Below are 10,357 nucleotides of genomic sequence, written 5' to 3'. Positions count from 1 at the left end.
AGGCTTGCGCGTCCAGCTGCTGTTGGATCTTACCTAGCAACTGATTCCAGGCATCGACAAACTTCTCGAGCCCCTCGTCTTCAAGCTTGGCCACGACTTGATGATAATCAATACCCGCTCTTGCCAAATCGTCGAGATGATCGTCGTCCATAGCATAGTTGTCAGGGATGCGACTTTCCGTAATTTCGCCGTGGTCAGCGACGGCATCCAAAGTGTCTTCCGGCAGCGTATTCACGGTGTAGTCGCCCACTAGACCATTGACGTAGCGCACATCAGAATACTCCGGATTTTTTGTTCCGGTCGAAGCCCATAAAGGACGCTGCAGTCGAGCGCCTGCTGATTCTAAGAGACGCCATCGTTCAGTATCTTGCATCTGCTCGAAGACCCGGTAGGCCAGACGCGCATTGCCTATTCCGGCTCTTCCCCGCAGCTGCATGACATCCTGGGCAGGGATATCCAGTGCTTCAAGCTGCGCGTCAATTTCAGAATCAACGCGGGAGACGAAGAAACTTGCCACCGAGTGAATCTTGGAGAGATCATGACCGTTGGTGCGAGCACCTTCTAGCCCGGTTAACCAAGCGTTCACGACTTCTCTATAACGGGTGAGTGAGAATATCAGCGTGACGTTTACACTGATGCCTTCGGTCAGTACCTTCGAAATCGCAGGAAGCCCTTCCACGGTTCCTGGGATCTTGATCATGACGTTTTCCCGGTCAACGGTATTGGCCAATTCGATCGCTTGGGCCACGGATCGGTCAGTGTCCTTCGCTAAACGAGGATCCACCTCGATCGATACGCGGCCGTCATACCCGTTACTAGCTCTATAAATGGGCGCCAGAATGTCGCAGGCTGCTCGAACATCGTCGGTAGTCATTTCGACGACGGCGGATTGCGCATCCGCACCTGAAGCAGCGAGTTTCGACAGCTGATGGGTATAGGCGTCACCAGTGGTGAGTGCTTTACCGAATATCGCCGGATTGGTTGTCACACCGGTGATTGTTTTTGTACCGATCAGATTCTGCAGGTCGCCAGAGTCGATGCGATCGCGAGAGAGGTCATCTAACCACAGCGAGACGCCAGCATCGTGCAGCGCTTTAGTGTTTTGGTTTTGTGTCACAAACAATCCTTAGGCGTTGTAGAGGCTTTGGACTTTTGTTACCAGTGCGTCGGCGGTAATACCGAACTGTGTGAACAATGTCTGGTAGTCGGCGGATGCACCGAAGTGCTCAAGCGATACTGAATGGCCGTCACCACCGGTGTACTTTTGCCACCCCTGTTCCACGCCAGCTTCAATGGAGACAGTGAGGACACCGGCGGGGAGCACCTCGTTACGGTAGGACTCATCCTGGGCATCAAACCATTCCAAGGAGGGCGCAGAAACCACACGCGTCGGAATACCTTTGCTTTGCAGTGTTTCACGAGCATCGACAGCGAGCTGTACTTCTGATCCGGTACCGATCAGCACGACTTCAGGGGTAGTTTCCCCAGAATCGATTGTGGCTTCGACGAGAGTGTAAGCTCCGCGTGCAGCACCATCGGCGGAACGGAATGCTTCCTTGTTCCGGTCAAAGATCGGTAGACCTTGACGAGACAGGATAAGTCCTGAAGGGCGTTGGCGCTGGGACAAGATGGTCTTCCAAGCGACCGAAACCTCGTTGGCATCGGCTGGACGTACGACATCGAGATTTGGGATGGCCCGCAAAGCGGCCAAATGTTCCACCGGCTGGTGCGTCGGCCCATCTTCGCCAAGACCAATCGAATCGTGTGTCCATACGAAGATCGACGGCACACCCATTAGCGCAGACAGTCGTACCGCAGGACGCATGTAGTCCGAGAAAATAAGGAAGGTTCCGGCGTAGCCACGAGTCATCCCGCCCAGGGTGATGCCATTAATGATTGACCCCGAAGCATGTTCGCGAATACCAAAATGCAAGGTGCGGCCGTATGGATGGCCCGACCAAGAGGTTGTTTGACGATCAACCGGAAGGAAAGAAGGTTCGCCCGCCATCGTCGTATTATTCGAACCAGCGAGGTCTGCGGAGCCACCCCAGAGTTCGGGCATAACATCCGCCAGACCGCTCAAGACTTTACCGGACGCCGCACGCGTTGCCATGTTGCCGTCTGCTGGGTCAAAGGTTGGGAAGGCATCATCGAAGGTTTCGGGAAGTTCCTGAGCGACTAGGCGGTCATAGAGTTTTGCCCGCTCTGGATTGTCAGCACGCCAGGACTGGTATGCCTGGTCCCAAGTCTTGCGGTACTCTGCGGAGCGCTCTCCAACACTGCGAGAGTGTGTCAGAAGGTCCTCGTCCATCACGAAGTGTTCGTCGGTATTGAATCCCAATACATCTTTCAAACCCGCGAGTTCCTCTGTGCCAAGTTTGGCACCGTGAATGCCACCGGTATTCTGCTTCTTTGGTGATGGCCAGCCGATAATCGTGCGGAGTGAAATCAGGGACGGTTTATCTGTCTCCTGCTTGGCGTTGGCGATCGCTTCATAGAGGGCTTTGGTGTCTTCGACATAGTCACCGGTCTGTAGCCAGTCAATCCGTTGGACGTGCCAGCCATACGCTTCATAACGCTGTTCCACGTTTTCGTTGAAAGCAATATCGGTGTCATCTTCGATAGAGATCTTATTGTCGTCCCAAATAACAATCAGGTTGCCAAGTTCTTGGGTTCCGGCAAGAGAAGACGCTTCGGAAGTGACACCTTCCTGTAAATCACCGTCTGAGGCGATCACGTACACGTGGTGGTCAAATGGAGAGGTACCTGGAGCAGCGTCAGGGTCCATAAGGCCGCGGATTCTGCGCTGATCATAGGCAAACCCGACCGCTGAGGCCAAGCCTTGCCCAAGAGGTCCGGTGGTGATCTCTACGTGGTCAGTATCGCCGTACTCAGGATGTCCCGGTGTTTTCGAACCCCAGGTGCGGAGCGCTTGAAGATCTTCTATCTCTAAGCCGGCTCCGGCGGCAAACAACTGTAGGTACAGCGTTAGGGACGTGTGGCCAGGGGAGAGTACGAAGCGGTCGCGTCCCTGCCAGTGCTGATCAGCCGGATCAAAGTGCATGACATTCTGAAACAGTTGCCACGCAACAGGCGATAGCGAAAATGCGGTACCGGGATGTCCTGAACCAACTTTTTCGACCGCGTCTGCGGCTAGGACTCGCAGCGTATCTACCACCCGTTGGTCCTGGTCAGAGTACACATACTGACGAGCTGGAAGGTGGCGGTTGAGTGCAAAAGTCGAATCGGCTGGGTTTGAAGCGGTGGGGGCCACGTATTGCCTTCCTGAAAGGTAGCTGAGTTTGAGTTCTTCAACCATGTTGTTGCAGAGACCCATTCTAAGCTTACCGGGCAAACGCTTCCATACGCCAAGATTTGCACGCAAGGCAATACACAACAGCTACACTATATAGGGGAGCGCCGACATGTTTCGGCGTCCAAAGATTTACTTACTTGTTACTTAGAACTCGAGAGTATTGATGTCAACATCGTTAGAGTCCGCCGCCACTCAGGGTATTACGCCCGCCACTGCTACGGAGTCGACTCGACAGAAGATCGGATTTCGACGCAAGGCGAAAGCATATCTTTCGCTGACCAAGCCCCGCGTCATGGAATTATTGCTGGTCACCACGCTACCGACCATGATTCTCGCAGAACGTGGCTGGCCAGAACTTTGGACAGTGTTTGCGACCATGCTGGGCGGAGCTCTTGCTGCTGGCGCCTCGAGCTCATTTAACTGTTATATCGATCGTGACATCGATCAACACATGGAGCGGACAAAAAACCGTCCGCTGGTTACCGGCGAAGTCACTCCTCGTGAGGCTTTGATATTCTCCTGGGTGCTGACGGTCGCAGCCATTGGTTTACTGGCAGTCGGCACGAACTGGTTGGCAACGGCCTTTGGTATTGCCGCCATCTTCTTCTATGTAGTCATTTATTCATTGATCTTGAAACGACGCACCCAACAAAACATTATCTGGGGCGGACTTGCAGGGGCATTTCCAGTGTTGATTGCCTGGGCGGCAGTCCGTGGGACCATCGAATGGCCCGCAGTCGTCCTCTTCGTGGTCATCTTCTTGTGGACTCCGCCGCACTACTGGCCATTGTCGCTGAAGTATAAAGAGGACTATCAAGAAGTTGATGTACCAATGTTGGGCGCTATCGCCACTTCACGTCGTGTTTCTTCACAGGTCGTGCTGTATACCTGGGCGACGGTGATTTTCTCACTGCTGCTGGTCCCAATGGGATGGGCTGGCATCGTCTACACCGCTACCGCTGCAGTGTCAGGTGGCTGGTTCATTTATGAGGCACACAAGCTCTACCGCGACTCGCAACGTCCGGATTTCACCGACAAGAAGGCAATGCGAGTCTTCCACCTTTCGATTACTTACCTCACCCTGATCTTTGTTGCGCTGGCCGTTGATCCTTTCGTCGGCGCACCGCTAATGGGTGACATGGTTACAGCACCTTAATTATGCAAATACCAAAAACACGCACCATACTTCTCACTGCATTGACCGCGGTCACACTGTCTCTGACCGGCTGTGTTGCGGATCCGGAAACCGCTGACACATTACCCGATCGTGGCTCTGCACCAACTCACGTCGCGGAAATTAGTTTCCCCGACACCGATGCGGGCAATATGTCCAAGTGGGTTGTCGATGAAATCAATGGCACCCGCTCCATCAATAAGCAGGACTGGTACCCACGCGTTTCTCCAGAAATGAGTGATGAGATACCCGTGGATTCTCTGGTGGGCACGCTCAATGCTGATCTCCGACCGTCATTGCCATTCGTCCCGGCTGAATACACCGAGCCAGAAGAGAACTATGGCGTTACCCGGCTGACTCCCGATCTCACCTCCGCACCGCTAGACCTGCACGTGAAGGTAGACGACACCGGTCTCATTTCGGATCTCTGGTATGAGGAAGTTGTGACGGATGCAAACCAGGAGGATAGTTCCTCCAGTGACGACGAAGACTCAGTTCCCGGCGAGGGGCTAGGTCAGTAGTTTTTCGGCCGTCTAAGCAGCAAAGAACCGCCACCCTGATTTTCGATTTTCAGGATGGCGGTTCTTTTGTGTGTGGTAGCAAAACCAGGACTAGGCAGGCGTTAATGCCTCTTGTCCGTCGTCTGGAGCAAGTTCGTGTTGTGTTGGACGGGTTTCATACTTGGAATTGAACACGTCCATAACGACGGTCATTGCCCAGGTCACGAGACCAATACCGAACATATGCAGCCATACAGCCCCAATGGGCAGATCGTTGAGATGCTGGTAGAAGCCGACCAGACCCTGGAAAATCAAGACAGCCGTCAATGTCCATACTGCTCGACGTTGACGCGCTGAGGTCTGGATTCGATACATGACGACCAGCAACACGACCGTCAGCGCAACCATCAGATACACCGGTGCAGCGTGCAGGCGAGTCACCAACAATTGGTCGAAATCATGACGAGGAGCAGTCGGGTCTCCTCCGTGCGGACCAGAGCCAGTGACAATGGTACCCATGACCAACGTGAACCAGCCGGCGATATAAAGGACGATAGAGGAACTACGAGTCAAAGACGTCGTTGCCCCGTCCTGGATTTTGAGCGCAGGGGTGTTTGTCAGTCGTGCACGACGTTCAGCACCAATACGGTAAGCAAGCAATGTTGCAATCGAGACCATCAGGGCTGAAACCAAAAAGTGCAGCATAACAACCCATGGATTGAGATCCGTCCAGACTGTTATACCGCCGATGACCGCTTGTGCAGGAATAACAAGCATGAGAAAAAGTGACATTCCGAAGAGCTTGCCGTGTGTCTTGCGGAGTCGCCAGAGAGCAAGAATAGTCAGCACGGCGATTGCAGCGAGGATGAAGGTCAATAGACGGTTTCCAAATTCGATGGCTCCGTTAATGCCCATCTCAGGGGTGGTGACATATGAGTCTGGTGTACAGCGAGGCCATTCGGAGCAGCCCAGTCCAGAGGCAGTTAGCCGAACTGCCCCGCCGGTTACAATGATCCCGGCCTGTGATATGACTGATGCTACAGCCAGCACCATGGTCCACAGCGTGAAGGTGCGAGGCATCAGAACATCGGACCACCGACGAATCGTCTGGTCGCCTGTAGTTGTCATGAAAATTATCCTCTAATTGAATTGTCAGATGCAGAGTGAGCATCCATGACGGGGCGGTGTATTAGCGCCATTTAAACCAGCGTATAGTGCCCACGCTTAAAATGATTCCCCAAAGAGTCAAGATGACAAATGCGGCGCCGTCAAAACTTCCATCTATTAGCGCAGATCTCAGCCCATTTCCAAGTGCTGCAGAGGGCAGATAGTCAATCACAACGCTGCCCGCGAAATCAGCTACCGGAAAGACTACTCCGCCTATCGCCCCAAGAATGACCCACAAGAGGTTTGTCAGCGCAAGCGTTGCCTCAGGACGCACGGTTCCGGCAATAAAGAGTCCAAGCCCTGTAAAGGTTAAGGCTCCTAGCACGATGAACAGTGCAGCGGTCCCTAGACCCGCAAGGTTCGGTGACCATCCCATCAATAACGCGACGGCGCCAAGCACGATCACTTGAGTCACCTGCACCATCAGGACGGCGACAACTTTGCCTAACAAGAGGCCGATCGGTCCTAGGGGAGTGGTTGCCAAATATTGCAAGACCCCATAACGACGATCAAAGCCGGTGGCAATGCCCTGGCCCGTCAGACCAGAGGACAACACAGATAGCGCTAAAATCCCCGGAGTCGCAATGTCGATGGTTGAAGGGCCCTCGACGGTGTCGAAAAGCCCTGTGACGAACAGACCGGTCAGTGCCAATAGTGGCAAAATGATTGACACGAGCAGCTGTTCACCATTGGTCATGGTGATACGCGTTTCGTAGCGTCCTTGCGCTATGACCTTGGATAATAGAGTAGAAGAATGCGGTTCTTCGACCGGTGTGAGATCAAGCTTTGTCATGCGTAGTCAGCTCCCAAAAAACATCCTCGAGGGATTTGCCGGACAGTCCCATATCGGAGGGCATCAGGTCGTGACGCAGCCACCATGCGGTCACCGCATGCAGATCTGCAGGTCCATGTATTCCGTTGACACGCCAGACAGCAGGCTGCGAAGACGAGGTATCTTCCACCAGCGTCAAATGCGAAGGAAAATCTGCCCGCTGTTGTTCAGTAAGCGCACGAGAAAGTCGGAACGTAAATGGCGGACGAAGGTCGGTGGCAGTCAACTCTTCGACGCTCCCGGCTGCCTCAACACGACCTTCGCGAATGAGGACGACGTGATCAGCTAATCGTTGGGCGTCTTCAAGCAGGTGCGTCGTCAAAATGATGCACACTCCGGCAGCTTTGAGTTCTTCGATGAGTTCAAAGACAATCAAGCGTGATACCGGGTCTAGACCAGCTGACGGTTCATCAAGGAAAACGACGCGCGGCCGTCCTACCAGGGCTGCTGCCATCCCCAGACGTTGGCGTTGGCCACCTGAGAGCCTGCGGATCTGACGGTCCTTGAACTCACGGATCTGTAGCCGATCCATCAAGGCACTGATATTAGCCGGAGCTTGATACAGCCTGGCGAGATGGAAGAGTAGGCGCTCACCTGTCACAGCCATGGGAAGGCCACCCTCTTGCAGCATGACGCCCACTTGGCTCCGCAGTCCAGCATTGGCTCGAAAGGGGTCAACGCCTAAGAGTTTCACACTTCCAGAGCTTGCTTTGTCAATACCTTGGGCAATCGACAGGGTGGTCGTTTTACCGGCACCGTTGGGGCCCAATAACGCCGTGACTTCTCCGGCCTTGGCATCAAAGCTCACACCCTTGAGGATCTGAAAACGACCGGCACGTGCCGGGACATCGCGATGAACATTCGTTAACGACAGCATGAACTATGAACTCACAAAGCTCGAGCAAATAATGACTGTAAACACGGCCTTTAGTCTAGCCACACATCTGCACCCTGATGGCCAGACTGCCTCGTCTGAGATTGGCCGTCAGCAAAATCACATCGTCCATAGCCAGTAATCCGACTCGGCGGGTGGCCAAACTCAGGATCTCGTCTATAATTAGGACACACAATGGTTACTAATTTCGCAGACGCCCCATCGGACAGCCCCACTACCGGCAACGGATCATCACACACGACCCGTCAAAAGGTCATGCACGCCGTCCTATCCCAGGGACCGGTGAGCGCAGCGACCATTGGTAAAGAACTTGACTTGACTGCCGCTGCTGTACGCCGCCACCTCGACACCCTAGAAGAAGAAGGTCTTGTGGAAGTCAAGGCTGTCTCGGGATCACAGCGTGGAGCAGGTCGTCCATCGCGTCGTTATGTCGTCACCCATCAGGGCCAGGTAGAGCTCGGTGATGATTATCTGGATGTTGCCAGCGAAGCCATGTCTGCACTCGTAGAGCTTGGTGGGCAAGAAGCGCTCCGCGGATTTGCCCGTAAATATTTCGCAGATATTGAAACACGTTTTCATAAGCAGCTTCCAGAAGATGCGATGTTGAATGATCGAATTCAAACGTTAACGACTGTGCTTGCCGGCTTGGGTTTCGCAGCGACGACACGTCGCGCTGGGCGCGCAGCCAAGGTAACGACACTGCGTGCAGCACAGATTTGCCAGGGACACTGCCCGATCCAAGAGCTTGCCGGAGAGTTTCCACAATTCTGTGAGGAAGAAACTGACCTATTTGCGCGTTTACTACAAGTAGACGTCCGGCGACTGTCGACGATGCCCACCGGTGGCCACGTGTGCAACACCCACGTACCATTGGGACGGGCTGCGCACGCATCACTAATCGCAGCAAGCGGATCAAAGAACTAGCCAACTACAAAAAATATTCATCGAGAAACTCCAGCCCAATGGAACTCGATGGGCACAAACCACGCCCCGTTTATAAAAGAGGTTGATAATGACGGATCAAATCAGTCAAGAAACCGCCGATCCCGGTGTGATCCAAGACGTTCTGGATGCAAACCCAGAGCTGGAAGGCATCGGTGCATACGAATTCGGTTGGCATGACCCGGACCAAGCCGGCGAGAACGCACAACGCGGCATTAACGAAGACGTTGTGCGCAATATTTCGTCGCTGAAAGACGAGCCAGAGTGGATGCTGAAGACCCGTCTCAAGGGTCTGCGGTACTTCGATCGTAAACCGATGCCAACCTGGGGTGCAGACCTCTCAGGTATTCACTTTGACCGCATCAAGTACTTCGTTCGCTCGACCGAACGTCAGGCGACCAGCTGGGAAGATCTGCCAGCAGACATCCTCGAAACCTACGAGCGTCTTGGCATTCCAGAAGCTGAGCGTGAGCGCCTGGTTGCCGGTGTTGCGGCACAGTACGAGTCTGAGGTTGTCTACCACCAGATTAACGATGAACTGGAACGCCAGGGTGTCGTCTTTTTGGATACCGACACCGGACTCAAGGAACACGAAGAGATGTTTCGTGAGTACTTCGGTTCCGTCATCCCCGTTGGTGACAACAAATTCTCCGCATTGAACACCGCCGTATGGTCGGGTGGCTCCTACGTCTACGTTCCCAAGGGTGTACACGTCGAGATCCCGCTGCAGGCATACTTCCGCATTAACACCGAAAACATGGGTCAGTTTGAACGCACCCTGATCATTGCTGATGAGGGCTCCTACGTGCACTACGTAGAAGGTTGTACAGCACCGATCTATCAGACCGACTCGCTGCACTCCGCCGTCGTTGAGATCATCGTGAAGAAGGATGCTCGCGTTCGGTACACCACCATCCAGAACTGGTCCACTAACGTCTACAACCTTGTCACCAAGCGTGCTGTCGTTGAAGAAGGCGGAACCATGGAGTGGGTCGATGGCAACATCGGTTCGAAAGTCACCATGAAGTACCCAGCTGTCTACTTGACCGGTGAGCATGCCCAGGGTGAAACCTTGACCATGGCATTCGCGGGCAAAGGCCAGTACCAGGACACAGGTTCCAAGATGGTACACCTGGCTCCGAACACCAAGTCGAATATTATTTCCAAGTCCGTAGCCCGTGGTGGTGGCCGCTCCGCATACCGTGGACTGGTCCAAATCACCGAAGGCGCCAAGGGCTCAACGAACAACACCGAGTGTGACGCCTTGCTGGTAGATACCATCTCGCGTACCGACACCTACCCATACATCGACATTCGTGAAGACGATGTCACGCTGGGTCACGAAGCGACTGTTTCCAAGGTCTCTGAAATGCAGCTGTTCTACCTGATGAGCCGTGGCCTTTCAGAAGAAGAAGCGATGGCCATGATCGTGCGTGGGTTCGTTGAACCTATTTCACGTCACCTGCCAATGGAATACGCACTGGAACTGAACAAACTTATTGAACTGCAAATGGAAGGATCGGTGGGCTAA

General features: G+C 53.9%; 9 protein-coding genes. 4 read left to right on the top strand and 5 right to left on the bottom strand.

Annotated features, from left to right (window positions below; translation table 11 throughout):
* Positions 1 to 1,123 (bottom strand): transaldolase (gene tal, locus L0H14_RS02120; RefSeq protein ID WP_301416990.1); only part of this gene is annotated, 1,123 nt, incomplete at its 3' end.
* Between the two features lie 3 nt (positions 1,124 to 1,126).
* A complete protein-coding gene (tkt, locus tag L0H14_RS02115) occupies positions 1,127 to 3,319 on the bottom strand; it encodes a transketolase (protein WP_301421347.1) in 2,193 nt (730 codons plus the stop codon).
* Between the two features lie 160 nt (positions 3,320 to 3,479).
* Between tkt and L0H14_RS02110 the strand changes: the two genes are divergently transcribed.
* Positions 3,480 to 4,472: a heme o synthase gene (locus L0H14_RS02110; RefSeq protein ID WP_301416994.1), complete on the top strand. Its 993-nt coding sequence runs from the start codon at positions 3,480 to 3,482 to the stop codon at positions 4,470 to 4,472.
* Between the two features lie 2 nt (positions 4,473 to 4,474).
* Positions 4,475 to 5,011 (top strand): Cpe/LpqF family protein, encoded by a 537-nt coding sequence (locus L0H14_RS02105; protein ID WP_301416996.1) that lies wholly within the window; start codon positions 4,475 to 4,477, stop codon positions 5,009 to 5,011.
* A gap of 90 nt (positions 5,012 to 5,101) precedes the next feature.
* On the opposite strand, the gene L0H14_RS02100 is transcribed toward L0H14_RS02105, so the two are convergent.
* The 3 genes from L0H14_RS02100 to L0H14_RS02090 all read right to left on the bottom strand — a co-directional run bounded on the left by L0H14_RS02100 (position 5,102) and on the right by L0H14_RS02090 (position 7,866).
* A complete protein-coding gene (locus L0H14_RS02100; RefSeq protein WP_301416998.1) occupies positions 5,102 to 6,118 on the bottom strand; it encodes a heme A synthase in 1,017 nt (338 codons plus the stop codon).
* A 61-nt stretch (positions 6,119 to 6,179) separates the two neighbouring features.
* Positions 6,180 to 6,950, bottom strand: coding sequence for an ABC transporter permease (locus L0H14_RS02095; protein WP_301417000.1), 771 nt, complete (start codon positions 6,948 to 6,950; stop codon positions 6,180 to 6,182).
* Positions 6,937 to 7,866 carry an ABC transporter ATP-binding protein gene (locus L0H14_RS02090; protein ID WP_301417002.1) on the bottom strand — a complete coding sequence of 310 codons (930 nt, stop codon included), beginning with the start codon at positions 7,864 to 7,866 and terminating at the stop codon, positions 6,937 to 6,939. Before L0H14_RS02090 ends, L0H14_RS02095 begins: the two co-directional genes overlap by 14 nt.
* Positions 7,867 to 8,058: 192 nt before the next feature.
* Between L0H14_RS02090 and L0H14_RS02085 the strand changes: the two genes are divergently transcribed.
* Positions 8,059 to 8,808 (top strand): metalloregulator ArsR/SmtB family transcription factor, encoded by a 750-nt coding sequence (locus L0H14_RS02085; protein WP_301417004.1) that lies wholly within the window; start codon positions 8,059 to 8,061, stop codon positions 8,806 to 8,808.
* A gap of 88 nt (positions 8,809 to 8,896) precedes the next feature.
* Complete coding sequence (gene sufB, locus L0H14_RS02080) at positions 8,897 to 10,357, top strand: Fe-S cluster assembly protein SufB (RefSeq protein ID WP_301417006.1); 1,461 nt, start codon at positions 8,897 to 8,899, stop codon at positions 10,355 to 10,357.

It is taken from the genome of Yaniella sp. (genome assembly GCF_030453185.1).
Classification (GTDB): Bacteria; Actinomycetota; Actinomycetes; order Actinomycetales; family Micrococcaceae; genus Yaniella.
Note: the sequence above shows the minus strand (reverse complement) of the source record. Positions and strands in the feature narration are given on the sequence as shown.

Bases quoted from the DNA above. Each gene is read 5' to 3' on its own strand.
- sufB (WP_301417006.1), top strand. From the start codon at position 8,897: ATGACGGATCAAATCAGTCAAGAAACCGCCGATCCCGGTGTGATCCAA.
- L0H14_RS02095 (WP_301417000.1), bottom strand. From the start codon at position 6,950: ATGACAAAGCTTGATCTCACACCGGTCGAAGAACCGCATTCTTCTACT.
- L0H14_RS02085 (WP_301417004.1), top strand. From the start codon at position 8,059: ATGGTTACTAATTTCGCAGACGCCCCATCGGACAGCCCCACTACCGGC.
- L0H14_RS02090 (WP_301417002.1), bottom strand. From the start codon at position 7,866: ATGCTGTCGTTAACGAATGTTCATCGCGATGTCCCGGCACGTGCCGGT.
- L0H14_RS02110 (WP_301416994.1), top strand. From the start codon at position 3,480: ATGTCAACATCGTTAGAGTCCGCCGCCACTCAGGGTATTACGCCCGCC.
- L0H14_RS02105 (WP_301416996.1), top strand. From the start codon at position 4,475: ATGCAAATACCAAAAACACGCACCATACTTCTCACTGCATTGACCGCG.
- tkt (WP_301421347.1), bottom strand. From the start codon at position 3,319: ATGGTTGAAGAACTCAAACTCAGCTACCTTTCAGGAAGGCAATACGTG.
- L0H14_RS02100 (WP_301416998.1), bottom strand. From the start codon at position 6,118: ATGACAACTACAGGCGACCAGACGATTCGTCGGTGGTCCGATGTTCTG.